This window comes from Nitrosospira sp. NpAV (genome assembly GCF_000832065.1).
Taxonomy (GTDB): Bacteria; Pseudomonadota; Gammaproteobacteria; order Burkholderiales; family Nitrosomonadaceae; genus Nitrosospira.
In genome coordinates, this window is the sequence record NZ_JXQM01000008.1 from 49,613 (window position 1) to 76,518 (window position 26,906).

Annotated in this window: 22 protein-coding genes; 9 read left to right on the forward strand and 13 right to left on the reverse strand. The window is 48.9% G+C overall.

Translation table 11 applies throughout. The features are described from left to right. Positions 1 to 71 precede the first annotated feature (71 nt). Positions 72 to 4,109, reverse strand: a complete 4,038-nt coding sequence (gene purL, locus SQ11_RS06100; protein ID WP_041513275.1) for a phosphoribosylformylglycinamidine synthase — start codon at positions 4,107 to 4,109, stop codon at positions 72 to 74. An 89-nt stretch (positions 4,110 to 4,198) separates the two neighbouring features. Here purL and SQ11_RS06105 point away from each other — a divergent pair, with 89 nt between their 5' ends. The 3 genes from SQ11_RS06105 to SQ11_RS06115 all read left to right on the forward strand — a co-directional run bounded on the left by SQ11_RS06105 (position 4,199) and on the right by SQ11_RS06115 (position 7,438). Next, positions 4,199 to 5,713, forward strand: coding sequence for a bifunctional ADP-dependent NAD(P)H-hydrate dehydratase/NAD(P)H-hydrate epimerase (locus tag SQ11_RS06105; protein WP_041513276.1), 1,515 nt, complete (start codon positions 4,199 to 4,201; stop codon positions 5,711 to 5,713). A gap of 505 nt (positions 5,714 to 6,218) precedes the next feature. After that, positions 6,219 to 6,821 (forward strand): peroxiredoxin, encoded by a 603-nt coding sequence (locus tag SQ11_RS06110; RefSeq protein WP_041513277.1) that lies wholly within the window; start codon positions 6,219 to 6,221, stop codon positions 6,819 to 6,821. Between the two features lie 158 nt (positions 6,822 to 6,979). Beyond that, the gene (locus SQ11_RS06115; RefSeq protein ID WP_041513278.1) at positions 6,980 to 7,438 is read left to right on the forward strand and encodes a bacterioferritin; all 459 of its coding nucleotides are present in this window, start codon (positions 6,980 to 6,982) and stop codon (positions 7,436 to 7,438) included. Positions 7,439 to 7,504: 66 nt separating this feature from the next. On the opposite strand, the gene SQ11_RS06120 is transcribed toward SQ11_RS06115, so the two are convergent. The 12 genes from SQ11_RS06120 to hemP all read right to left on the reverse strand — a co-directional run bounded on the left by SQ11_RS06120 (position 7,505) and on the right by hemP (position 16,231). Then, positions 7,505 to 7,702: a hypothetical protein gene (locus SQ11_RS06120; protein ID WP_041513279.1), complete on the reverse strand. Its 198-nt coding sequence runs from the start codon at positions 7,700 to 7,702 to the stop codon at positions 7,505 to 7,507. Positions 7,703 to 7,800: 98 nt separating this feature from the next. Then, positions 7,801 to 8,073 carry a hypothetical protein gene (locus SQ11_RS06125; RefSeq protein ID WP_041513280.1) on the reverse strand — a complete coding sequence of 91 codons (273 nt, stop codon included), beginning with the start codon at positions 8,071 to 8,073 and terminating at the stop codon, positions 7,801 to 7,803. A gap of 310 nt (positions 8,074 to 8,383) precedes the next feature. Next, the gene (locus tag SQ11_RS06130) at positions 8,384 to 8,869 is read right to left on the reverse strand and encodes a hypothetical protein (RefSeq protein WP_041513281.1); all 486 of its coding nucleotides are present in this window, start codon (positions 8,867 to 8,869) and stop codon (positions 8,384 to 8,386) included. Beyond that, a complete protein-coding gene (locus SQ11_RS06135) occupies positions 8,866 to 9,468 on the reverse strand; it encodes an acyl-homoserine-lactone synthase (RefSeq protein WP_041513457.1) in 603 nt (200 codons plus the stop codon). The genes SQ11_RS06130 and SQ11_RS06135 overlap by 4 nt, the downstream gene beginning before the upstream one ends. Positions 9,469 to 9,893: 425 nt before the next feature. Beyond that, entirely contained in the window at positions 9,894 to 12,044 is a 2,151-nt protein-coding gene (locus tag SQ11_RS06140; RefSeq protein WP_232297913.1) for a TonB-dependent siderophore receptor, read from the reverse strand. 220 nt (positions 12,045 to 12,264) lie between these two features. Further along, a complete protein-coding gene (locus SQ11_RS06145; protein WP_041513283.1) occupies positions 12,265 to 13,041 on the reverse strand; it encodes a PepSY-associated TM helix domain-containing protein in 777 nt (258 codons plus the stop codon). Next, the gene (locus tag SQ11_RS06150) at positions 13,038 to 13,703 is read right to left on the reverse strand and encodes a hypothetical protein (protein WP_041513284.1); all 666 of its coding nucleotides are present in this window, start codon (positions 13,701 to 13,703) and stop codon (positions 13,038 to 13,040) included. Before SQ11_RS06150 ends, SQ11_RS06145 begins: the two co-directional genes overlap by 4 nt. Positions 13,704 to 13,949: 246 nt before the next feature. Next, a complete protein-coding gene (locus tag SQ11_RS06155; protein ID WP_041513285.1) occupies positions 13,950 to 14,933 on the reverse strand; it encodes a multicopper oxidase domain-containing protein in 984 nt (327 codons plus the stop codon). A gap of 23 nt (positions 14,934 to 14,956) precedes the next feature. Beyond that, complete coding sequence (locus tag SQ11_RS06160; RefSeq protein ID WP_156972424.1) at positions 14,957 to 15,340, reverse strand: hypothetical protein; 384 nt, start codon at positions 15,338 to 15,340, stop codon at positions 14,957 to 14,959. A 40-nt stretch (positions 15,341 to 15,380) separates the two neighbouring features. Next, a complete protein-coding gene (gene bfr, locus SQ11_RS06165) occupies positions 15,381 to 15,845 on the reverse strand; it encodes a bacterioferritin (RefSeq protein ID WP_041513287.1) in 465 nt (154 codons plus the stop codon). Positions 15,846 to 15,885: 40 nt separating this feature from the next. After that, positions 15,886 to 16,080 (reverse strand): (2Fe-2S)-binding protein, encoded by a 195-nt coding sequence (locus tag SQ11_RS16755; RefSeq protein ID WP_074630277.1) that lies wholly within the window; start codon positions 16,078 to 16,080, stop codon positions 15,886 to 15,888. Between the two features lie 19 nt (positions 16,081 to 16,099). After that, positions 16,100 to 16,231, reverse strand: coding sequence for a hemin uptake protein HemP (gene hemP, locus SQ11_RS16375; protein ID WP_198140818.1), 132 nt, complete (start codon positions 16,229 to 16,231; stop codon positions 16,100 to 16,102). A gap of 1,046 nt (positions 16,232 to 17,277) precedes the next feature. Between hemP and SQ11_RS06180 the strand changes: the two genes are divergently transcribed. From SQ11_RS06180 to SQ11_RS06205, 6 genes are all read left to right on the forward strand, one after another. Continuing rightward, positions 17,278 to 18,081 (forward strand): ABC transporter permease, encoded by an 804-nt coding sequence (locus SQ11_RS06180; RefSeq protein ID WP_041513289.1) that lies wholly within the window; start codon positions 17,278 to 17,280, stop codon positions 18,079 to 18,081. Beyond that, positions 18,081 to 19,301 (forward strand): ABC transporter ATP-binding protein, encoded by a 1,221-nt coding sequence (locus tag SQ11_RS17525; protein ID WP_041513290.1) that lies wholly within the window; start codon positions 18,081 to 18,083, stop codon positions 19,299 to 19,301. The genes SQ11_RS06180 and SQ11_RS17525 overlap by 1 nt, the downstream gene beginning before the upstream one ends. Positions 19,302 to 19,396: 95 nt before the next feature. After that, on the forward strand, positions 19,397 to 22,750 hold the full coding sequence (locus SQ11_RS06190; RefSeq protein WP_041513291.1) for a glycosyltransferase family 2 protein: 3,354 nt from the start codon (positions 19,397 to 19,399) through the stop codon (positions 22,748 to 22,750). 39 nt (positions 22,751 to 22,789) lie between these two features. Continuing rightward, positions 22,790 to 23,608 carry a class I SAM-dependent methyltransferase gene (locus SQ11_RS06195; protein WP_052494028.1) on the forward strand — a complete coding sequence of 273 codons (819 nt, stop codon included), beginning with the start codon at positions 22,790 to 22,792 and terminating at the stop codon, positions 23,606 to 23,608. Further along, a complete protein-coding gene (locus SQ11_RS06200; protein WP_041513292.1) occupies positions 23,605 to 24,861 on the forward strand; it encodes a DUF707 domain-containing protein in 1,257 nt (418 codons plus the stop codon). Before SQ11_RS06195 ends, SQ11_RS06200 begins: the two co-directional genes overlap by 4 nt. Positions 24,862 to 25,205: 344 nt before the next feature. Beyond that, positions 25,206 to 26,858 carry a hypothetical protein gene (locus SQ11_RS06205; protein ID WP_052494029.1) on the forward strand — a complete coding sequence of 551 codons (1,653 nt, stop codon included), beginning with the start codon at positions 25,206 to 25,208 and terminating at the stop codon, positions 26,856 to 26,858. Positions 26,859 to 26,906: the final 48 nt, after the last annotated feature.

The window sequence follows — 26,906 nt, forward strand, 5'->3', positions numbered from 1 at the left end:
TGAATTATCGAACTCATCTCATCCGTATCTGGATAATTATAGTCGCACCACACCACCGCTGTACCGACACATCACCCCAGCCATTTTCGTGCGTTCCTGAACATTCGTATCCACGGCGCATCGTCTCGCCAACCGGGATGCCACGAATGCTGGACGGCACGAAATCCGCGCTCCGGATGCGGCATGAGTATGCTGAAACGCCCATCTTCAGTCGTCACGCCGGCAATACCTCGGGGGGAGCCGCTGGGGTTGAGCGGATAAACCTCGGTGAGCTGGCCCCGATTATCGATAAAACGTAACGTAACCGGTGACGCAACAGATGAGACCTTGTTCTGGCCGGTAAATTCAGCATAACCTTCGCCATGTGCAACAACGACAGGCATTCGGCTTCCACTCATGCCGCTAAAAAAAAGCGATGGGCTTTCCTGGACTTCCACCATGACGAATCGCGCCTCGAACTGCTCCGATTTGTTACGCACAAAACGCGGCCAGTGCTCGGCGCCAGGAATAATTTCATGCAGATTACTCATCATCTGACATCCGTTGCAGACACCCAGCGCAAAACTATCGGCTTGCTGGAAAAACGCTTCAAATTCGTCGCGTGCGCGAGGGTTGAACAGGATGGAGCTGGCCCAGCCTTCTCCCGCCCCCAGCACGTCGCCGTACGAGAATCCGCCACATGCGGCAAATCCCTTATAGTCCCTGAGAGAAACGCGTCCCGCGACGATATCGCTCATATGCACATCGGTTGCCAGGAACCCCGCCCGATCAAAGGCGGCAGCCATTTCCACATGACCATTCACGCCTTGCTCGCGCAAAATGGCGATTCGGGGCCGGATGCCGCTATTGATGTAAGGTGCGGAAATATCGTCATCCACATCGAAACTCAGTTGTGCATGCAAACCGGGATCGGCGACATCGAGAATGCGATCGTATTCCTGCTGCGCGCATTCAGGATTGTCGCGCAGCTTCTGCATCTCGTAAGTAGTGGACGACCAGGCGCGGTGCAAGTCAACGCGCTTCTCGGCGAATACCGGCTTATTGTTGCGCAGAAACTGAATTTCATCCTTATCGTTAAGCTCACCGATAACAAAACACGCATCGCGCAGGCCCGCCTCCGACAAGATAGCCATCGCATCACGGTGGTGTTCAGTTTTTATCTGGACCACCGCCCCGAGTTCCTCATTGAACAGAACGGATATGATGCGCTCCAGGAATCTCCCACCCAGAGCTTCCGGCCGTAATTCATTGCCATCGACGTCGTTCGCGAGCATATCGAAGCACAGCTGATCGAGATTGATGGTCACACCGACGTGGCCAGCGAATGCCATTTCACATAATGTCGCGAATACACCTCCATCGGAGCGGTCATGATAAGCAATGATCTTGTTCTCATGATTCATACGCTGCATCGCGGCGAAGAAACTCTTTAGTTTCTCCGCGCCCTCCAGACCCTCCAAGTCCGGCGCGTCATCTCCCACCTGTTTATAAACTTGCGCGAGCGCGGAACCGCCCAGACGGTTCCTGCCGGCACCCAGATCGATCAGGATGAGTTCCGTCGCGCCACAATCCTTGCGTAGCTGCGGCGTGAGGGTCTTGCGCGCATCCCCTACCCTGGCAAAGGCGGAAACAATCAGCGACAGTGGCGCCGTGACCTCTTTTCTGATTCCCGCTCCGCCATGGCTGTATTCCGATTCCCACACAGTCTTCATCGACATGGAATCCTTACCCACCGGAATACTGATTCCCAATCGGGGGCAGAATTCCATGCCTACCGCATGCACGGCGTCGAACAGCGCCGCGTCTTCACCTGGGTGTCCAGCCGCAGCCATCCAGTTGGCGGAAAGCTTGATCTCCCCGATATGTTCAATCCGTGCGGCCGCAATGTTGGTGATCGCCTCGCCTACCGCCATGCGTGCTGAAGCAGCGGGATCTATCAGTGCCACCGGCGTGCGCTCACCCACGGCGAAGGCTTCACCCCGACAAGTCCGGTAACCCATCAGCGTCACCGCCACATCCGCTACCGGTATCTGCCACGGCCCCACCATCTGGTCGCGTGCGGTCATACCGCCGACGGTACGATCGCCGATGCTTATGAGAAAAGTCTTGTCCGCCACCGCGGGCAACCGCAACACCCGATAGGCGGCTTCTCGCAAGTTCAGCCCCGCCGTGTCGAACGGCAACAGCGTTCTCTCGATATGGCTCACATCGCGGATCATTTTTGGCGGCTTGCCCAACAATATCGAGAGATCCATATCAACCGGCTGATTGCCAAATATCGGGTCGGTCACGGTAAGCTGCTGTTGCGCTGTCGCTGTGCCTACCACCGCGAACGGACAGCGTTCACGCTCACAAATCGACTGGAACAGCGCTAGCGCCTCCGGTCTGATTGCAAGCACATAGCGCTCTTGCGCTTCGTTGCTCCAGATTTGCATCGGCGACATGCCCGATTCTTCCGAGGGAATATCGCGCAAATTGAAACACCCCCCTCGGCCGGAACCATGCAGCAGCTCAGGCAGCGCATTCGACAAACCCCCGGCGCCAACATCGTGAATCGAAAGAATCGGATTAGCCTTGCCTTGCCTTTCCATCTGCCAGCAATAGTCGATGACTTCTTGCGCGCGCCGTTCCATCTCCGCATTGCCGCGTTGTACCGAATCGAAATCGAGGCTCTCCGTATTCACCCCGGTATCCATGCTGGAAGCCGCACCGCCGCCGAGACCTATCAACATCCCCGGTCCGCCCAATTGAACCAGCAATGCACCGGCTGAAAACTCCTCCTTGAACGAATGGCGTTCGGCGATATGGCCGATGCCTCCGGCCAGCATGATGGGCTTGTGATAACCGCGCATTTCGCCGGCAACGAGTTCCTCGAAGGTGCGGAAATACCCCGCCAGATTAGGCCGCCCGAACTCATTGTTGAATGCCGCGCCGCCGATAGGACCCTCCAGCATGATTTGCAGGGCCGATGCGATGCGCAATGGCTTGCCGTAGGACGACTCCTTCCCCGACGGCTGGTACGCTTCCCAAGGCTGAACAAATCCGGGAATGTTCAAATTGGAAACCGAGAAACCGCTAAGGCCCGCTCTGGGTTTGGCGCCACGCCCGGTAGCACCCTCATCGCGGATTTCCCCGCCCACGCCGGTAGCGGCCCCCGGATAAGGCGAAATCGCAGTGGGATGATTATGTGTTTCCACCTTCATCAGGATGTGCGTTTCCTCCTCGGCATAACCGTAAGCATTATTCTCGCCGGGGTAAAAGCGGACGACCTTCGCTCCTTCGATAATGGAAGAATTATCCGCATACGCCACCACTGTGCCTTGCGGATTCTGCTGATGAGTATTGCGTATCATCGAAAATAGCGATTTCGCCCGGGCCTCACCGTCTATCATCCAGTCAGCGTTGAAAATCTTGTGACGACAATGCTCGGAATTGGCCTGGGCAAACATCATCAATTCCACATCGGTGGGATTGCGCCCGATCCGTGCGAAATAGGCCGCAAAATAGTCAATCTCGTCCTGCGACAATGCAAGCCCCATCGCGTTATTGGCATTTTGCAATGCATCGCATCCACCCTCCAGCACATCCACAGTGGTGAGCGGTGCGGGCTCGAAATGGCTGAATAACTTTTCCGCATCGTCGAATGAGCTGAACACCGCTTCAGTCATGCGATCGTGTATCAGTGCAGCCAGCGCAGTCCTGCCATCGGCCGAGAGTCCGGCAACTGGCTTATCTGCCATCCGAATATAAAATGCCACGCCGCGCTCCAGCCGCTCTATCGCTTCCAGTCCGCAATGATGCGCGATATCGGTGGCTTTGGATGACCATGGCGAGATGGTGCCGGGGCGAGGCAGCACCAGCAGCAGTTCCCCCGCGGGAGGATCGGCCTGCTGCCCGGTACTTCTCCCTGGGGGAACTTCCCTTGGAGCGACCTTGAGTAGCCTTTCAAGAATGGCAATTTCGTTTGGCCCCAGAGCGCGCTTGAGTGCGCAAAAATGCCAATATTCTGCGTAAATGTGGGAAACTTGCGGAGCAGCAATTTTAAGTGCGCTCGCTAATTTTTCCAGGCGGAATGGAGAAAGCGCACTGCCACCACGAAGTCGAAGCATCCGGCGAAATGTATCAATAAGTTGAAAATATAATTTTACACGAGAAGACAAGCTGGCCGCAGCCCGATAAACGTTTGATAAACGATAATATGCGTAACTACTCCACCGCCATTTATACCACTGCCGAGATCCGCGGGATCGAGCAACTTGTGGCTACCTTGCCTAACCCCCCCGCCTTGATGGAGAAAGCCGGTCTTGCCGCAGCCGAAGAAGCGCGGGACAGATTGCTGATCCACGGGCGAATCCGGGTACTGGTACTCGCCGGACCGGGTAATAATGGGGGTGACGCTTTCGCGGCGGCACGCCATTTGCAAGGGTGGTGGTTCAAGGTAACGCTTGTGTTCACCGGCGAACGCTCAACCTTGTCCAGCGATGCGCGGCACATGCTGGATGCTTGGGTCGCTTCAGGCGGCAAGATATATACCGAAATCCCGGAAAATGAAAAATGGGATGCGGTGATAGATGGATTATTTGGCATTGGCCTCGATCGCCATGAAGGACGAGAACTTGAGGGTGGATACCTTGCTCTGGTCAATGCCGTCAATCGCATGAACCTGCCTGTGCTGGCCATTGATATTCCCAGCGGCCTGGGCAGCGACAGCGGTCTAGTACGCGGCGCGGCGATCCGGGCAGTCGTGACGGTTACGTTCATCGGCCTCAAACCCGGCCTCGTGACTCATCAGGGTCCCGAATATTGCGGGGAAATTTGCCTGCACGATCTCGATCTCAATACACTTTCGCTGAAAGAACCCGGCTCATGGATGATAGATCAGATTCTGGCTCAAAAGTTATTGCCGCCGCCCCGCCTCGCCAGCAGCCACAAAGGCACATATGGCAGCATCGGCATAATTGGCGGGTCACCAGGGATGATGGGTGCCGCACTTCTGGCGGGCGCAGCGGCATTGAAATTGGGCGCGGGGCGCGTTTATCTCGGTCTGATTGCCGGCAACGCGCTCGGGGTGGACACTGCGCAGCCTGAGCTGATGCTGCGCCCGGTACATGAAATGTTCAAGCTCGATCAACTGAGCTGCCTGGTTGTCGGCCCAGGGCTGGGAATGCAAGCCGATGCCTGTTTCTGGCTGAGTTCAGCGTTGGAGTCCACCTTGCCTCTGGTACTGGATGCCGACGCGCTGAATCTTATCGCCACCCATTCCAGAATTGCCACTCTGCTACGGGAGCGCAAAGGTCCATCCATTCTCACACCCCATCCTGCCGAAGCTGCACGGCTTCTGAATACGGATACCCCGACGATTCAGAATGACCGCATGGCCGCTGCGGCGAATCTGGCGAAGAGCTTCAACTGCCGAACGGTATTGAAAGGCTCGGGCAGCATTTGCGCTGTATCCGGCGGCAAACGCTATATCAATACCAGCGGCAATCCTGGCTTAAGCAGTGCGGGAACGGGCGATGTATTGTCCGGCATCATAGGTGCTTTACTGGCGCAGGGACTAAGTTCGGACAATGCACTATTGCTGGCGGTTTATCTGCACGGAGCCGCGGCGGATATGCTGCTCAAACAACAGGGCGGACCGGTGGGAATGACCGCCTCGGAAATCCCGCATGCTGCACGCTACCTGTTGAATCAGTGGATCCACGATTCTTGAGGGCCGGTGGAGAGAAATTGGATATTGCACTGTCGTCGTCGGCAGCACAAAAAGGCACACGCTCATTCGGGCCTGACCTTGTCGCCAAAGAAAACTTAAGATCTCAAAACCTGCGGCACCCATTGTGCTATGCCGTTGAGGCAATGTGCGCGGCTTCGTTCCCGAATAGCTCGACATCGGTCTTATAGTACAGGGCTTGTGCCATCTGGTCGGCACTGCAGATGACGGACGTGTCCTGTCCATACGCCGGACCAAATCCAATTCCCGCTCGTATTCCTGGCCGCCGACTTTTAGAGAAAGGGGCACGGAAGCAACCAGATGGATTCCAGATTGAATTAATGGACCCGCCAATCGCGGAATATCTGGGCATTTATTGCCCATAAGCTATCTTCGTACAAACTTCATCTCATGCGCGACACCGCACAGATGCGATAGTTTTTTACATGTATAGTATAAAAATCTGAGTCAAACCTAATTTTTAAAGTTATCACAAGGAGAGATATCGATGTCCGTACTTGTCACACGCCTCGCACCCGACTTCACCAAACCCGCTGTCCTGCCGGATGGAAACTTCAATGAAGCTTTCAATCTTCATACCGAGATTTCCGGAAAATATGCCGTGCTGTTTTTTTATCCGCTGGATTTCACTTTCGTCTGCCCTTCGGAAATCATTGCTCACTCTCACAGGGTTGAAGAGTTCCGCAAACGTAATGTGGAAGTAATCGGGGTTTCGGTGGATTCCCAGTTCACTCATTATGCGTGGCGCAACACCACCGTGGACAAAGGAGGCATCGGTCCCGTGGGCATCACCTTGGTGGCGGACGTGGGCGGCGAGGTGATGCATGCTTATGGCGTCGATCACCCAGACCACGTCGCCCTACGTGCGTCCTTCCTGATCGATAAGCATGGCATCGTGCGTCACCAGGTAGTCAACGACCTGCCGCTGGGACGTGACGTGGATGAAATGCTGCGTATGGTGGATGCTTTGCAATTCTACGAAAGCCACGGCGAACTCTGCCCTGCCGGCTGGAAAACGGGAGATCCTGGCATGAAGGCATCTCCCGAGGGCGTAGCCGAATATCTGGGCGCGCACGCAGAAGCACTTTGATCTAATGACCCAATTAAGCGCGGCAATCCGAAAGCTATTATAGAGACCGTCAAATGCCTGGAAGAAGTCCCTGGATTCTGCTTTGCTCGGGAAATGACGAACTATCTCCATGAATATGCTGCCGCGCGCGGATTATTTGCAATCAAAAGGAGGAAAATATGAACTTCGATAAAGACAAAGTCATTGCATTGCTGAACAAAATCATGGAACTTGAACTGGCCGGTGTGGTGCGTTACACGCACTATTCTTTGATGGTGTTCGGCTACAACCGTATTCCTGTCGTGGAATGGCTCAAAAAAGAGGCCGAAGAGGGGTTGGTGCATGCCCACAAGGCGGGCGAGCTGGTTACATTGCTAGGAGGATATCCTTCTCTTTCCATTGGTCCACTGCTGGAGACACATCATCACGACATCGGCGACATCCTCAGGGAATCCCTTGCGCACGAAGGCGAAGCCTGCGCGGCCTACTATCAGCTATTGAAACTCACTGAAGGCAAATCGGTACTGCTGGAAGATTATGCGCGAGGACTTATCGTCGAAGAAGAAATGCACGCCGACGAGGTCAACAAGATGCTGCGCCGGACGGGTAAGACAGGAGTATACGAGCCCGCCAAATAGCCGCTTTTTTCAACGCGGACCCGGGTTCTCAGGCATCCATCCCGGGTTCCCTGATATGAAGCAGAGTTACTCGTCGCTTCGCAAATCGTTGTATACCATCACCATGCCGCTTAATTGAATCATCAAATCTACCTCGCTTTCCTCTTCATCAAGGATCTCGTCGGATTCGTAGAGTTTCATTAGCGCGTGCAGTGCACCGACAGGACTCGCATCAAAGATGTCAGCGGACTCAGACGACTGTAAGGTGATTTCAACAGGGTTCATGCCCGCCTCTTTTTAGTGCGGATAATCATCAAAAACCGGTTATGTACATATAATGCATCAGCTTGGCGTTCGTCATATGGGCGCATATCCCACAAAACCTAGCCGAAGCGCTTTTTCTTGGTCATAACGGAGCACGCGGCATGATCAATGCGCCGGTTAAAACTGTTGGAATTCCGTATGCCGAGGGCCCTACCAGGATACGAATCCTTGAAGTTATCGGGATCATTGAATGTACTACTGGTATCATTCAAGCAGCCGACTTCATTTCTCATAGCCGGTGAGTCCTGTCCGGGCCCCCCGTTAAGCAAAGGTTGATCAGCCTGACTCGCGGATAATACGGGCATCACCAATGCGGATAGTTCGGGTTTCATGTCACCTCCTGTGATATACAAAGCTAAACCAGGATCTATTCGTAAATTTGATTGCACGTTAAGCCTAACCGGCAGAGATGGCGTTTCAATGAAAGTTTTATGAAGGTTTTACAAACAACCAAAATAGTCCTAAGTCCAGCCGCAGTGGAAGGATGAAATGTGCGGTTTTTGGAGTGCAGGGCAGGATACAACGACGCGGAATGGTGCAGCCACGCAGGCGGAGCAGTGCCTCCGCAGGAAGATGTGATCCGAAGCGGGATCGGACCTTGAACGCGCTCGCGGCATCCCCTGTCCTGCCCATTAAATCCGTCTAACTCTGCTTCTTTGAAATTTCCATCATATTCCACTTGGGGCCTGAATATTCAAAAGTAACCGGCTCCATCGGGGTTCGTTCGCATCCATCACGCATCAACGCGGCCGTCTCACCCAAGGCCATCTCCTGCAGGCGGCAGCGCATATTCAATACGCCATCGCTGGATTCAAAAACACCACAGGTACGCAAGGTTTCGCTCCCCGCCCCATAACTTTTGGGTGCTCCGTCTGACCCCACATCATTCATGACTGCCACGGGTAAATGGGGATAGCGTCGCCGGGCTTCCCGAATCCATTGCAATAGAGTTGCCTGTTGAGCGCAATCGTATACATTTCCATCCACGAGGACCATGTCGTAAGCTTCCAGGTCCGGCTCAGGGAAGCTTTCCAGCGATTTTCGTTCCAGCCTGTGTTTTGATTTCTCAAGCAACAGTTGCACGATCCGCCGTGTGTCCTGTCTCTCTCCAACCAGAAGAATATTCATGCGGCCTTCCTTTGCGCGTTCTCGGGAAGCGTACCAAACAGCGCAAATTCCGTAGTCGCGTCGATCTCAATGTAACAGGCAACGGTTAGAACCCGCCCAATCTTGATGGGCGCCCCCAATCTGGAGACGTTGACGCCAAGTTTGCGTATCAGCCTTTCCACGGCAACGGTAGTTACGGTTACATAGCGCTTTATCCCATTGTTTTGCGCAAAAAGAAACAAGGTCCGCATCATTTGTACAGGAATATCGCTAAACCCGAATCCCGCGCTTTCATACTTTGGAACGGTCACAGCAAACCGGCTCAATTCCCACACGTCCACCTGCCGAGGCGCCGGTTGCCCATGCAATAATTGTGGAAACGTATCCCTCAGCATATTGGGACCCATAGTAGGAAGCAGCCGCCAGCAGCCCAATACCTCATCCTCATCGCTTTTTGCCAGGACATAGACCGGGTTTGCATGATCGAACTCATCATGCTCCATGCCATTGTCGTTGGTTACCTCCCACCCCAGCCGATCATGGAAGACCTCGTGTCTCAGCCGATACATTCCCATCACCGCCCGTTGATCCAGTGAACCGTTTCCGTGCCGTGCTAGCATGATCTGTCCCATTTTTTGCCCCGTCTAGGTTGTTAATGACGGTGCTATGAGACAACGGAATGAAGGCCCCGGATAGCTGTAGAATCTTACAGGAAAAAACGGAAGATACCTGCTGTAAGCACGATCTGTAGCGGGTTACCGGCTTTTGCACAAGAGCCATATCGAGCCGGATTTTTGCTGAAATTGTGGGGGAAAGGAGGCTCGGATAAGATGATGTTTAGGTTTATCCTACCTTTTGCGTCAAAGATCTCCACGCGCATAAGGTGTCATAAACCGTAGGGCGTAACAAGCGAAGCGCATTACGCCCTACACACCTGCTACATCCATGCCTTATGCGGGTCGATTGCAGGCAAGCGTATGCTCGCCGCCCGCCAGCGGCGGGGCGAGCGACGATACCTGTATTTAATCCCTGTCGAACGTGATTTCTAATTAAAATTAAAGCGGATAGAGCCGAATGCGCTAAGTGGATTACCCGGTAATGCCCCGGCAAATGTGGGGTTGGTATAATAAGTTGCATCCGTCAAATTCTTTATATTGACGGCAAGATCCACCCTTTTGACGCGATAAGAAACGGCGGCGTCAAGCACGACATAAGACGGTATCTTCAGAAGATTCAAGGTGTCGGCATAACTATCACCCTTGTAGGTGACCCCGAAACCAAGCATTAAGCCACGTGCCAGGCCACTTTGCAGCGTATAGGTGCCCCACAAACTGCCCATATGGGTTGCAACGCCAGCAGGACGGGTTCCAAAAACGCTTCTCGTTATGCCAAGTACAGCATTGGTGGCCACATTGCGTGATAATGTTTCAGGATCCATCCACACCCCGTTACCGATAATATTCAGGCCGGGCATCGGACGCACACCGAGAGACATTTCCACCCCGCGCGACCGGTCATTGCCATCCTGGGTGGCTTGCCCCCCGGAACCGGGCAACGTGATGAAATAGTTGCTGCGGCTGGTTTGGAACAGTGCCACGTTAAAATCGGCTTTGCCATCCAGCAGCGTGGTTTTGGCTCCCACCTCTATTTGATCCGAAGTCTCGGGCGCCGTGGATACCGCTTGACCTTCGGTTGCCAGGTTAATGAAAGCACCCGTGCTATAGCCCGCGTAAAAAGCCAAATTCTTGGTGGGCTGATATACCCCCCCTGTCGAATAGGTGGTCAACGATTTCGTCTGCACGATTTCCCGATACCCATAATTGCCTGAAACGAATTGAAAACCCTTGTCGCTGTACTTGACCAAGTCGTTGCGGATGCCGAGACGAAGCTTGAATTTGTCTGTTAAATCAATCTGATCCTGGGCATAGAAAGAAGTCTGGTCGCTGCTGATTCTGCGGTCAAAAATTGGCCTGCGGGTAAGTCCGTTTAATGAAGTCTCCATATTGACCGGGTTGAAAATATTGACGTTAGCTAAAGTAAAGTCACTGCGGGTGGTGGTGATGTCTGTATTCTTGTATTCGAACCCTCCGAGAAATGTGTGTTTGACCGGGCCGGTATTCGTTTTCCAGATAAACTCGTTTTGCAGCTGCGTGTAACCCGCAATATCGAATTGCGAGCGTGCATCGCGTCCGGTACTGATACCTGCCGCATTGCCCTGATTGCCTCCCCCATTTCTTACTATCTCAAGTGTCCGGGCATCGAATGTAAATGCCGTACGCATACTTAGAACGTCGGATATCGCCCAGTTATGGATAAGACCGAGACGATTGATCGTATGATCCGTTTTATTAAAGGGACTGTAATAGCGGCTTTCCCGGGAAACGTTGGCGATATTGGAATTGAAATCAAAAAGTATCCCGTAATTATCCGGTTTGATTTTCATCTCCCGATGATCGAAGTCTATCAAGAGAGTTCTGTTGGGTGCCAAACGCCAGATAAAGCTGGGAGAGGCCTCGACGATATTACGCTCAAGCCCGCGGAAACCATCGGTATGCTCCATATTGGCAATCACACGTCCAGCCATGTTTGGCATATACGGGATAGCGCCGGTCAGGTCCAGATATCCATTACGCGTACCAAAACTGCCGAGCATGGTACCCACTGATAAATCAAAATTATATTGCGGTTTCTTGGTAATCATGTTGATACTGCCGCCGGGGCCGGCAACGCCGAATAGCGCGGAGCCCGGACCTTTTAATACTTCGATGCGGTCGACATCGTACATAGTGCGGAAATAGCTGTTTTGCGCCCCCCCGTCGGGCAAATCGTCGCGCAAATAGCTCAACGCCAGCCCCCGCGAGGTGAAGCTGTTGCCGAATCCGTAACCGCCGCCCATCAGAGGCTGAACACTGCTGACGTTGCGCATGGCATCATTCATGTCGGTTACGCCTTGCTCTTGCAGCACGGAGGCCGGTACGACCGCAATGCTGGCGGGAATATCGCGTAATGGCGTATCGGTCTTGCTTCCCGTTCGGGCTATATCCTCCAGTGTACCGGGACGAACCCGGCCGGTGGTTATCTTGATTTCGGGCAATGCCGCGGCTTTTGCTTCACTTTTCCCGTCGCTTATTGCCTGCTTGCCGGCATTCTCCTGGGCCGCCGCAGGCAATGGCAATAATATCCATACTAATAACAAGGATATTTGCCCAAATGGATATGTCTCAATCTGAATCCAGACAGATGTTTCATTGATAGGTCTCTATTTTTTTAATGTTATTGGCTGGCTAAAGCTGCAGACTAGAAGCTGCAAGACTACTGGCTGGCTGTGGACGCCCCCTGGCGGATGTGAAAAGCGGAAGGATGAAACTTGTATAGATACTTCATGGTAATGCTTCGATCGATAAGAAACTGCAGCCTCACGATAATGAGAGTGCATTCAGCATGAGAACCAATAACGCAGTAAGCGTGGTACCTACCAGGCCCGCCGCCAGAAGGCGCGGGCCGTGCAGGCGGCTCCACAACAGTGTCCCGGTTATCGCCAGAATAAGCAGTGCGCCGGCCAATGTATCGGTGAGTAATATCCACACGTTGGACATCCCGCTGCCTTTGTGAAAGTTGGCGAGAGTCGCCCAAAGATTGGCTTCCTTCTGCTCAATATGTGTCTCCGCGTCCCCTTTCCAGTACTCTGAAGTCACATTCAGATTGGGCGCGATGAGCGTGATGCGCCAGTTCTCCGGTTGCTCGATTTGCCCGCCCCCCCAGGGAACGGGGCCGGCAGGCTTTTTCTGCACGCGGGATTTCGCATCGGGCAGCTTGAATTCCGCCCGTAACCATGCTTCCAATGCTTCGGGGGTTTGCAGACTGGCAGCGGGTGGGGTAAGCACCTGGCGAGTTTCTTCCTGCTTGGCCAGCGGAATTTTCATCTCGGTGCGATGATTGAGCAGAATACCGGACACGCCGAACAGCAAACCCATCGCCGCCCCCCATAGCCCCATCCAGGCATGCATACGGCGCAGCCAGACAAGAAAGCGGCCGCGCTTCATGCCTTGCGACAGAAAAAGGTAGCCGCGCGGCTCAGTGGGAGGCGGCGGGGGTAGATCAGCTGCGCGCGGCTCGGCTATATGGGACTCGGTTAAACGTGCTCCGGTTGGCCGTAACCCGGGCTCGCCTGTTCCGGATTGCAACGTACTCATTTGTAAATGCTAAGGGTGACCTTGTGGCTCTCGATGGCGTAGGACTTACCCTCGAATTCCCCTGGGTTCTTCAGCTCATATTTCGCCTCAACCACATAAAGACCGGATTCGGGCAGCGGAAAAGAAACCTCTCCTTTCTCGTCCGTCTTCAAATGCTTCTCCCAGCCATTTGGCGCGATAATAATAATCTCGGCTTTGGCTGCAGGCTTTCCCATAAAACTTAAGCGCAGGATATCGCCGGCGTTCTCTATATCCAGAGGCAAACTGCCGCCCTTGCCAAGACGCGCATACATAAAGCGTTTTGAAACAGGGCCGGGATTCTCTCCCTGTGGTTCACGTATAGGCTGTTTAAGCGCCTGCACCAGCACTGTGGCGCCCACAGCACCCGTAGGGCCTGTGGGAATCGCAAAGTAACCATTTTCGCGGATGGGTGCGACCGCGTTTTCCTTCCCTGTCGCTTCGATCACCACCGCCACCGGTTCGACAATGCTGTCAAGCCTGCCGGGCGAAGCTTCACGCAAATTCTCGCTGTATTCACCAAAATAAAGCTTGGTTGATTTGGCATCCCCTTCCAGCCAAAGCGCATGGGCCGAGGCATTGAAGCTAAAGAGACCGCCAACGATGGCGGCGATGGCAGTAAATATAATGTGTGTGGACTTCATAACGCTTTTCCTTCTCAATGGGTTTTGATGGGGTGGGCTTCACTCCACCCATCCTGTATTTTTTCTATGCGTTCTTTCTATTTTATCCAGGCTCAATGCATTTTATGCTCCAATATTAGCGGGATGAGTGGAGCGAAGCGCAATCCATCGTTCCCTCCCGATTTGGATTATTGTGAGTACGCTACGCTTTCCCCCATCTACATCCGCCACGTAGACATCATGCCGAGAATGATTCATACGTATCTTTTACGGCAGGACGCGCCAGCGGGTGGCCATCCCGGCCATCATATGGTCGTCAACGTGACAGTGGAAAAGCCAGTGGCCAGCGGAGCGGGGAACCATATCGACCGAAGTCATGCTGGCGGGCAGTACCTCAATCACATCGGTCCGGCGTCCATGGTCTAGCACCGTTTGTCCATGCCAGTGGACGGTATGATTATCCGTTTCGTTACCCAATGCAACGATGTGCCAGCGAACGCGCTTGCCAAGCCGGGTTTCATAACCATCCAGATTGCCAAAAATGCGGCCGTTGATCGCATGCTTCATCCCACCTTCTTTCCCCTCTTCTTCATTAAAAATCATGTATAGGGAAGTAAATTCCTGATCCACGTCGCTAGGCGCGGGATTGGAGGCGGAACGGGCCATTCCTTTGCGTGTAATGACGATGGTGCCGATCAGCCCCAGATTCGGCTCCTCTTCTTCCATTACATGAGAATGATAAAGCCAGACAATCGATGAGGGATCAGCAGGTCCGGGGCCGGCGTCCTCATCCGCAACCCATGTGTAAGTGTAGGATTTGCCCGGTGGGACGCTTGCTCCCGCGCCGGACCCATCCGCCCCTTCGCTGTTTTTATCGTAAAGCATCCCATGCGGATGCATGGAAAGCGGTCTGTCTGTCTTGTTCAGAAAATGAATCTTGAGGGTATCCCCCACCACGGCCCGAAGTTGAGGACCCAGAATCCCCATCCACTCGGGCTGTGCCAGCGGCTTGGCATAGCTGCCGTCCGTATAACCTATATAACGGTACTTGGTATATGCGGGAGTTTCTCCCCAAACACCAAGCCCGGCATCAGGCTTGATCAGATTTCGTCCGGAAGGCGCGTAATTCCATGTCGTCTTTTCCGCGGCGATCCAGTACTCCCTCACTGCCGCCTGCGTCGGAAACGACATCCAACAGCCCATAACAAAAGCTATCAGCGCGGTGATCCTGCCTGCGTAATTGGAATTCATGCTCCCACCCGATTAACTCTCTCTCATTTACAATGACGCATTACTGTACGAATTTGCCGGACAAACGGTACCTCAGCCCATGACCGGATGCCATTGATCCAGCTGGTCGTTAAGAATTGTTTGATATGGGCAATTTTCTTTCCCAGCAACGTCTGGATACAAACGGTGGGGAAGTCAAGGCGCCAGGCCGCACTGATGGTGTCACGTAGCAACCCAGGTAGCGAATGCATGGACATGGCTTCCAAGCCATGAAGATGAGCCAGCAGGATTTTCTCGTCGCGCGATCCTGCCGCAATCGGAAAAGGGGCGATAGCGCCTGAAATTATTTTTTTAAGCTGCATCACAGCCCGTTCCCCGGCAAATCCGATAAAAATAGCTGGCTTGCCCGGGAGAGGGCTGGCTGGCAAAGCGCCGCCGGATTTAGGGAAGCCGGCAGCGACGAATAAATTACATCTGGCTCTGTAGCCAGTTCTGAATACCTACTTTCTGCATTACATCCAACTGTGTCTCCAGCCAGTCGATGTGCTCTTCGGTATCTACCAGAATGTCCTCGAAAATCTCTCTCGACACATAGTCCTTGGCGGTTTCGCACGCGGCAACGGCGCCGAGTAGGGTTTCACGGGAAATTATTTCAAGCTTGAGGTCACAAGCGACGCATTCTTCCGCCTTTTCGCCAATCATGAGCTTGCCGAGCTCTTGCAGATTAGGCAGCCCTTCCAGAAAAAGGATCCGCTCGATCAATGCGTCGGCATGCTTCATTTCCTCGATGGATTCTTCGTATTCATGCTTGCCCAGGCTATTGAAGCCCCAGCTTTTGTACATACGGGCATGGAGAAAATACTGATTGATGGCTGTCAACTCGTGCTGCAGTTGGCGATTCAGCCACTGGATGATATCTGCGTTGCTTTTCATGTTTGCCTCCTCAGGCGAGATCTCGCATGTGCGAGTGGGTTTATGTGGGCTGGTATTGCGCCAGCGTTTTCTGCATCAGCGTTTGTTCCAACACCTCCTTCGCGTGGCAGGCGCATATTCCACATTGCCCACTCACACCCAGGCAGGTCTTCAAATCCCGCATCCGGTCAGCGCCGTTGTGAACAGCCTCGCGGATTGCAGAATCGGTTACACCTTTGCAGACACAAATATACATGATAAGCGACCCAAGTCTACTATTTAGTTAAGATCAACTTGCCGTTACGGGTGCGGCGCAAACGGTATTGCTCACCCTGATGCTGAATAAACACTTCGTCGCCATGCTGAAACAAGGTATCACTGTAAATCCGCTCATTCTGCTCCAGCATGACAAAATTCCTTTTATTAACATCTACTTCCGGAACTACGCCTGACTTTTCCATTCGGTGCTCCTTCCGCGATTATTAATGAGAATGATTCGTAATTATATTCACTTTTAGGGGAAATGCAAGATCAAATAAAAAAAATTTGAAAAGGCACTGCGACGGCGAAAGCATCAGGCAAGTATAGGCGGCTTATCTGGCTAACAGTCAACGTAAAATCAAGGTACATATTGAACAGAACGCGCACTCGACAAATCTACGCTGGCATTCGCGCTGAAACATGATTTGACCAATCTGAGGTCATAGCCGCTATGTACTTGACGGAGAGTAGTATCCGGCATTTGTCGAGCAAGGGTTCAGGGGTCTTATCAAGTACGCGCTGGGAACATTTACCACATAGCAGGAGTGGCACATTTGATAAAGATGCGGGGTAGTGATCATCATGGCTTTCCCCCTATCATGGCGACTGAGGGCTGGCGCAGCTAATCATTGACGCGGATCGCTTATATGTGAAGGCAGGGGAAATCCTCGAATTACCCGCGTGAGCGCGCCTCATGCACCGCCTGGTCAGCCTTATATGACGATTGACACATCTATTGAGGACCCGGCGGAATGTACGCGAAAAGTGTTATGTGGAATAATCGGCGGTGTCGAGAAATCTGGTACCCTCAAACAGCTGATTTTTGACTAACTGAGCCGATCATAGAGACCGTTTTCCGTATCGCGGCAGAAATGACCGCCAACTTCTGGCGCAATCAAACCTGATTATCGCGCTGATTAACATGTATGTAGTTATTTACTTGACCTATCGCGGCTCGAGGATAGACATCCTTGGAATCCCTATCAGATAAAAAAACTGCGAGAACACTCCTTTTACTTAATAAGCCGCATGACCAAGTGTTACAAATACCAATGCAAGGACATGTCGTTGGAAGTCAAACCATGCGGAACCACTCTCTTTAGCGTTAATTACGCATATTGCCCAACGTCTGCCTGCCCGGCTACTCACCAGCTTGATTGGCTGTATTTAGCAAATACCAAGAAAAGAAATAATGATTAAACAATTTCTTGAACTGCTAATTGCACTGACAAGCAATAAACAACTCTTATTTACATTAGTGAAGAATGATCTTCGTACTAAATATCTAAATAACTTTCTAGGGATATTTTGGGCATTTATACAACCCGTCGCTACCGTTCTAATTCTATGGTTTGTCTTCGAGGTGGGCTTTAGAGCTAGACCGGTGAATGATGTGCCATTTATTTTATGGTTAATTACCGGACTAATTCCTTGGTTTTATTTTTCTGAAAGCATGTCTAGTACGTACGGAGCAGTAAAAGAAAACTCTTTTCTAGTTAAAAAGATTGTATTCAAAGTGAGCTTGCTGCCAATTGTAAAGCAGAGCTCGGCACTGATTATTCATTTATTTTTTGTGTCTTTTATGTTGCTGATACTTGTTTTATATGGTTATTCACCGTCTTGGCATTGGTTACAACTGGTTTACTACATTTTATGCGCGAGCATTTTTCTAGTTGGATTAGCCTGGTTAACAAGTAGCGTCGTAATTTTCTTTAATGATTTGAGCCAGCTCATTGCCATGGCAACACAATTTGGATTCTGGCTTACTCCAATTTTTTGGCAAATAGATCTCGTCCCAGAAGGACTGCGCTGGTTATTTATGTTTAATCCTATCTATTATATTGTTAATGGTTTCCGGGAAGCTCTTATTCAACCAATATGGTTCTGGGAAAAACCATTCGAGACCATGATTTTTTGGGGTATTACGCTGGTAATGTTGGTAACAGGAGCGACTGTTTTTAAAAAATTGCGCCCTCATTTTTCGGATGTCATTTGATGCCAAAAGCAAATGACAGTTACAACAATGTGGCTATTTGTGTACAACAAATCAGCAAAATATTTAAACTCTATGAGAAGCCTATAGATCGGCTTAAAGAGGCTTTGCATCCAGGAGCAAAAAGATATCATCAAGACTTTCATGCTTTGAGTGATATCAATTTCAGCGTGAAACGGGGAGAAACCATTGGAATATTGGGAAAGAACGGCGCCGGCAAAAGTACCTTACTTAAGATAATTGCAGGTGTACTCACACCGTCGGCAGGTACTGTACAAGTCAATGGAAGTATTGCTTCTCTCTTAGAGTTGGGGGCAGGATTTAACCCCGAATACACCGGGATTGAAAATATTTTTTTCCAAGGTGCTTTGATGGGGTTTTCTCGCGAACAAATGGCCGCATGTGTGGATGACATTGTGGCATTTGCTGATATCGGTGCATTCATTCATCAGCCCATAAGAGTCTATAGCAGTGGTATGTTCGCTCGCTTGGCTTTTTCTGTTGCTATTAATGTTGAACCTGATGTGCTCATTGTTGACGAGGCTCTAAGCGTCGGCGATATGGCTTTCCAGGAGAAATCCATTACAAAGATGAAAGAAATGGTTTCACAAAAGCGCGCGATTCTCTTTGTTAGTCACAGCTTGCCCAGCATTCGTAATTTTTGTAACCGTGCAATCTGGATTGATGGAGGAAAGATTATTGACGAAGGTGATGCACATGCCATTTGCGAGAAATATGATGAATTTAACAAAAAATCAATATCAAATATCAAGTTAAGCAAAGGATCATTAGAGGCTAACAAACAAAAATCAAAAAGCATCTATATTTCGAATGTAGAACTCAGTAAAGAACGATATCAAACAGGTGAAGAAATAAAACTAACGGTTCAGTTCGGTTTCAATAAAGACATTCGCGATTTTGCGTTTGGTGTATTGATCTTTGATGAGAAGGGTCATTTGGTCACTTTGTTTAATACAATAAGAGATGATATGGATGTTGAAAGAAATAAAGGCTGTTTTAATTTGATTATTCCCGAAAATAATTTTTTACAGGGTCGCTACTTTATTACAGTCAGCATTTCAGATAAACATGGGATGTTTAGTTACGATAAGGCCGACTATTGCGCAGAACTCAATCTCGAAACGCCAAAAAATACAAAAGGTATACCAATTAGTGAAGGAATCCTATGGAGCAAGCATTACTGGAGTCAAATAGACGATTAATATCCAGCAATTTTAACGATAAGCCCATATATGTGTTATCCATTAAATAAAAAACCGCTCGGACTCGCAGGACATTTTACCTGAGGAAATTGCAATTGAAATTATCGGCTAGCATCAATTTTTTTAACAGCGAGGAAACCTTATTTCAAGCAGTGCAATGCATACGCCCTTATGTTGACCATTTATCCATCATATACCAGGAAGTTTCCAACTACGGGCATCCGATAAGTACGGAAGCTCTTAATATTTTAGAACAGCTAAAAATTCACAATCTAGTGGATGACTGGATTAAATACCAGCCAGATCTCAGTCTTCCAGCAACTAAAAATGAGTTCTTAAAACGGCGTGAGGGTTTGCGAATTGCTCGAGACGAGGAGGCCACGCATTTTCTACTAATGGATGCTGATGAATTCTATCTTCCATCCGAATTTGAAAGTGCAAAAAATGTTATCGAAGAAAAAAATATCGATTATAGTTGCGTGCATTCTTATTTCTATGTGCATAAGCCAACTTACAGATCCTTGGATGTAGATACAACGAACGTTTGTTTCATCGCAAAAATTACCGATAAATTAGCATTTGATTTTGCTGGTGAATTCCCTGCCGAATCTGTTGATCCGACCCGAAGGATTTCGGTTCCAGGGGGCAAGTTTAAATTCTTTGATGAGCATGAAATATGCATGCACCATATGAATTTTGTACGTAGAGATTTTATCTCCAAATTACTTAATACCAGCAGCGCCGCCGATGAAAATTTTATTAAACAGGCGAGGAATAGCTTAACATCTTGGCGATATCCGGCGGTATTTTCGTTTCCTAATAAGCCTTTACATCAAATTATTGAAACAGAAAACTTATTCAATCTCAGTGAATCTCTTTACAAGAGTGATTCTTCGCTTAGTCCGCTGGATAACTCAAAGGATATGCACCAAAAAAATATTTTAATTTGTACTCTCTGGCTCAGAGGTTTTAGAGGCAGCGAGATCGTGACGTATGAGGTTGCGTCGTGGTTTGCCAAACAGAATTGGAAAGTCTCTATTTTTACATCGGAATTTGAGGATCCTATTGCGCAGGAATTTCTAGCATTAGGCTCTAATGTTGTGGTTTTTACCGATCAAACTGATTCAGAATTGATTGATATCTATCCCAACCTCGATTTCTGTTGGATTCATCATCAGCATTTACCGGAAAGCTTTATTGATTTTCTTGCCCATGGTGGCAAAAAGCCGTGGATGACATTTAATCATATGTCGCCCTATGAACAGCTGGAATATCCTGTCGTGTCAGCAGCAGAAGAGAAATTAGCAGATATTATTTTATGCAATTCTCAAGAGACATTGGATGTATTAAGAAACTACTTCAGCGACTCTATAGATAAGATTAAGTTATTTCAAAATCCAGCACCTGTCGATTTCTATGAAGCAGCCCAGGAATGTGATAGGACACATTCGGAAAGATTAAGTCGAGTAGTTATCGTTTCTAATCATTCACCCGCTGAATTGAAAGAAGCAGCATCGTTGTTGCAAAAAAATAATGTATTGGTGAATTTTATTGGGACGGATCAGCATTTAACGGTGCGAGTTACTCCGAATCTTTTGAACAATTATGATGCGGTTATTACTATTGGAAAAACAGTGCAATATGGGCTAGCTATAAAAAAGCCCATTTATATTTATGACCATTTTGGCGGCAGCGGCTATCTGTCAAAAGATAATTTTCAAGAAAACGAGTACTACAATTTTTCGGGACGGCACAACGAAAAAAAGACAGGTGAACAAATCGCCGATGAAATCATAACAAATTATCTTGATGCTAGAAATTTTGTGCAGAACCTGAGTAATGATCAACTCAAGCGTTTCTTATTAAATGATCAACTACTAATACTACTAAATCAAAGTGCTGATTATCAGAAGAAAATTATTCCGGCTGAGGACTTTTTCGAAATTGATTTAATTAAGGCTTATAGTCGCAATTTATCAATATTATTGATTAGCAACTCTTCAAATAATGCTATAGCGGCACACAACGAACAAATCACTAGCTTTAGCCAGATTCTAGCTACGCAGAAAGAGCAGATCACAAGCCTCAACCAGACGATTATAGAAACTCAGCGTGAATTAGGTGAAACCCGTGGCGAGTTAGGTGATATTCGAAATACTCTCGCACGCGTATTTTCAAGTAGATCATGGAAAATTACCCGGCCTTTAAGGGTATTAAATCGAGCAGTACATTGGCGGCAGTCGCCTCCAAATAGGATAAGCAATAATTTCAAAATTCTGGCTACCTCTTTGCGAGAAAGAGGGCTTAACGAGACCGTCTCTAAGATAGCCGCCCGATTGAAGGTCATGACCGCGATAAGCGCACGCGTAGATGAATCGTGGATCACTACCTCAGGTGCTCGGTCTACGGCTCAATTGCCAAAAACGCTTAACCAGCCTATAGATCAGACTAGAAAGAAAATAACACTCATTTCAATGATCAGGAATGAGAAAAGTATTGTGGAGGCCTTTTGTGCGCACGCGTTATCGTTGTTCGATCAAGTTATTCTTATCGATCACCTCTCATCTGATGGCACTAGAGAGTACATAAAACTCCTTTCGGAAAAACACCCAAGTATTGAGTATTTTTATTTCGAAGAACCCGGCTACTATCAATCGGAGTTGATGACCTGGATTGCCAGAAATGTTGTGGATAACGAAGTGCCAGGATGGGTGTTCTTTCTCGATGCGGACGAATTCTTGCCCTTTAGGTCAAGGGAAGAGTTTGATCATATGCTTTCTAAATTCAGATCCTTTCCAATTATTTCAATGCCATGGCTCAATCTTGTTCCTTTAGACATGGAATCTGGTCGAGTAATTGACGAGCTATTCCTGAAACCACCAACGCCTTCCTTCAACTGCAAGATTGCTTTCCAGCCTAGTCTTATCCCTTTAGACGATTACATTGTTGCGCAGGGTAACCATGCCCTCCTCATGGGAGACAAGTTCTCGCAAAGGCTCCCCGTGGAAAACGCCTTCCCCATCTACCATCTACCGATAAGAACAAAACACCAGCTACGCGAAAAAATTTCGCATGGTGTCGAGTCATATCGTCGCATGGGTAAGGATCGCACGACTGATCTCGGTTTTCATTGGGACGAAATTAATCAAATCATTGAGACCAGCAGCCTTACGAATGAGATGATGGCGGGAATTGCATCTAGATACGGCGATTCATTAAGCCCACCTTATGAAAGAGATATAGATGAATTAAGGGAGAAGGGCTATAGCGAAATGCGAATGGATGTTTGTTTTACACAACTCATGACTTCATTTTGCGATATTAAACTCGCCCTCGATAACGAAATTAAGGAAGAAACGGTTTCTTCCACCTATACGACGAGCGAATCAGAAGGCTCCAAGAAAATTAGTTTGGATCCTGTAACACATACGTTACGATTTAGCAGGTAGCAAAGCCAATAATAATTTATATAAGCATATTGGACATATATGAGTGAAGAGCCTGGGGAACTGCTGAAATTTTTGGAGCCGTCCGGAACAACAATTGAAACGCTAACACCGACCGCATGGGGTGGACACATACCATTCATGTTTTGCCTCATGAACTATATGCGTCCACGCACATATCTAGAGCTCGGTACACACTATGGGGCTAGCTTTTTTGCCGTATGCCAGGCGATACGAAAATTTGAAATAGATTGTTCGCCGACCGCTGTCGATCTCTGGTTGGGAGATGAGCATGTTGGGCAGTACGATGAAGATGTCTATAAACGGTTTAAATGGATACTTGAGAATAAATATACTGGCATTGGTCATGCAATTAGAAAAGATTTTAATGAAGCGGCAGCCGAGTTCAAGAATCATACCCTTGATCTCATCCATATAGATGGGCTGCATACCTATGAGGCTGTTAAGAACGACTATGAAACGTGGCTCCCAAAAGCATCTGAAAATAGCGTTATCCTATTTCATGATACTGACGTAAGGGAGAGAGGTTTTGGAGTTTGGAAACTCTGGGATGAAATCAAGGATGACTATGTAAGTTTCAACTTTACTCATACGCATGGACTGGGCATTATTGCGCTCGGCTCTGCTTTAGAAAACCCAATAATCCGCTTATTACAAATCATAAACTCTTCTGAAACTTGCAAGAAGTCATTCGATAATTTTTTTCGTCTAGCTGGTGAACGTGCTATCGGGGAAGCTATGGCGACAATAAGACACGGTGAACTGCAAGCATTTCATGATCGAGTCCCACCGCTGATTATTAGTTTTGTTCGATATTGTAGGCGAATTCTACGCGGATGAGCTCCAATCCTGGCATCCTGATTCGCTACATCGACCTGCCGTGGTATCGAAAAATATCAGGTCGCCGCTTTTCTTCCGGAGCTGATGCTGCAGCTTACTATGTGCGTGAAGGTGAGGCCCGCGGTGATTGGCCTAATCCTCTTTTTGATCCAGGCTTTTACCGGCAACAGATAAAGCTTGGCGCCGACAAATCAAGTCTCCAGCACTTTGTTACAGACTCAGCTGGTAGGAAAAGCCGCCCTTCTCGCTTTTTTGATCTGGATTGGTATGAATGGCAAAATCCTGATTTTAGCGAGACGGGCTGTGGACTCCTCCATTATCTCGAAATCGGTGGGAAACAGTACCGAGACCCATGTCCACAGGTCGACATGACTGCCCTCTCCCGAGTTCATGGGCACTTGGGTGACGGAACCATCCTAACGCATTTGCTTGCTGCCGGACATATTGATTGCCGTATGGTCAATGCTGTTACCAACGATGATACGGATCTAGTACGCCGCCAACGGGAATTTCGTCGCAAAATCAAACCATCTCTTTTAAAAAGTCGTACCCAGCCCCTGCAAGGTCGAAATTTAGTATTTGTTCAGTGCGCCAAAAACACGGAATTTTGGTCGTGGTTTGATGCAAAAAAGAAACGTGATTGGGATATTTTTCTAAATTGCTATGCTGGCGATTTCCCCGAAACAAGAAACGCGGAACATGTTTGCGAGCAGGCCGGCACAAAGTTCACAGGAATGTTTAACTGCTGGCTACATTGGCCTGAGATATTCAATCTATACGACAATATTCTTTTTATCGATGACGATCTTGTTTTCAATTTTAAGGATATCTCAACATTTTTCAAGAAAATGGAAGATGCAATGCTTGATTTAGCGCAGCCCTCACTATCGGCTGAATCGCAGTGTATATGGCAAGCATTTTTCAATGTCCAGAAGACCGGGAGTCGGAAAACAAATAGTGTTGAAATCATGATGCCAGCATTGTCTAGACGTGCAAGAGATATCTTTTTACCGTATTTCCTCTACAGTGTCAGCGGCTTTGGTCTCGATCTTCTCATGGGCAAGCTGGCATCGACCCATGAACTCACTGTTGGCGTTATTGATGACATAATTGTGCATCATGGAAAGAATATCGATCAGTCAAATGGTGCATATTATGAGTTCCTTCGTCGCAATCACATAAATAGTCGTTATGAGTTATGGCGTATTATTAATATATTTCAAACAAGTCGCGGTCTTTATGAAATGAATTAAACCGACGCTCTTAAAGGGACATATAGAGCCGCTTTCAGCTTAGTGCAATCGTAAACAGATAACATTTCCATCTCCTTCTAGTAACCGGGATGTGGGGACGCCTGCCAAAACCATGTTCTGATCATGCTGATACGATTCAGGATTTCTGTTTTCCGCTGAAACTGTTCTTGTCGTACTGCAAGACCTGACGAAATGAGCCTGCCAAGACTAGATCACTACACATTTTGGGTGGATTGATGCGAAAGGTGTGGATTGAATTTTCTCGTAAGGCTGGGACAATAAAATACTTGCTGAAGCACCCTGAAATTCTGCGCGGTTACGCCTTACACGCGCGGAAATTGGGTATGCTAAACTCATTACGTCGCGCAATTGAAATTGTCAAACGAGGAGAACTGCGTCAGGGACCCATGCCCACCGGCACCACACCCAAACTTCTCTTGCGATCGAATTCGGTGGCGCCTACAATCATTCTTACCACTCCACATTGTCTCTACTTGGCCCATGCCATCTCGGCTGCCTTGTCTCGAATTGGGGTCGAAACTCAAATCATCAATGAGCGCCCTGGTCACGGCTACAACGATGAGCTTTACTTTGTCATTTGTCCCCAAATGTTTGCATCACTGCCGCCCTTATACATCGCATTACAGATGGAGCAATCGGTCAGTTCACGCTGGTTTAATGATGAGTATCTGCGTATCTTAGAAAATTCTGCCGCCATCCTCGACTACTCTACGATCAATATCAGCTTCCTCACGCTTAAGGGCTTGAGCCCGCGCCAAATCTACTATCTTCCCATAGGTTACATCGCTAATTATGGGCCCGAGCCGGATCATACGTTGGAAGATTGTGATGTAATTTTTTATGGGGATGTAAAAAACAAGCGGCGGCAGGGATTTCTGCGCGAACTTAAAAAACATTTTCGCGTAGAAATAGTTAATGATCTCTTTGGGAAATCGCTTCATGCTGCCTTGGCGCGCGCTCGCATAGTTGTGAACATTCACTACTATGCTGGGGCGTTGTTGGAAACGACCCGAATTTGGGAATGCCTATCATTGAATAAGCTCATTATCTCAGAACGTTCCAGCGACATGGATCAACATGGGGAGTTGCTGCAGATCATTGATTTCGTGGATATTGATGATATATCAGGTATGGTTGCACGTGTACGCTATTGGCTAGACAACGACAGCTTACGTCAGCAGCGTATTTCTGAGAATCGCCTTTTGCTCCAAGAGCAACCCAATCGATTCGATTACTTTTTCTACAGATTTCTATTGGCAACAGGCAACATCACCTTTAAAGATTTTTGGCACCAAGCTGGTCACAAAGTTAAATTACCCAGTGACAAAATTTGCCTCACATTGCCTGAATATGTTGAACGCACGGATGAGTTTAACAAAGATAATCACTTCAGTTTTTCATGTTTTCCAGGACTGCGGCACACTCAAAGCTGGCTCGGTTGCGCAATGAGTTATAAGTTGATAATCATGCTGGCACGCCAACAGTGTTTGCCACAAGTAACCATCTGCGAAGATGACGTCGAGTTTCCACCCGATTTCGCCTCGCGATGGCGAGACATACAGCATCACTTGAACGATGAGAATTCGAATTGGGATATCTTTTCGGGGCTGATGGCCAATCTTGATAAGGATGTGCGTATCTTGGAGACGCATATCTATCAAGGCCACAACTTTGCCAGTATTGATAAATTAATCAGCACAGTTTTCAACGTCTACCACCAACGAGTATTCGACACTATCGTACGGTGGGATGAAACCAACCATGATGTAATAACCAACACTATTGATCGCTACCTTGAGAGACACGGATCCATAAAAGTATTGACTGTTGAGCCCTTTCTTGTGGGGCACAAAGAATCTCAACAATCCACCATCTGGGGCGTTGAAAATAGCCATTATACGGATCTGATCCTTGCCAGTAGTGAGTTATTGAGAGAAAAGATGCGGGCGTACAATACAGATACAAAATCTTCGTGATAGCTTGACCAGTTGAAGGGAAATCTTTTGATTGGCATTTACATAATG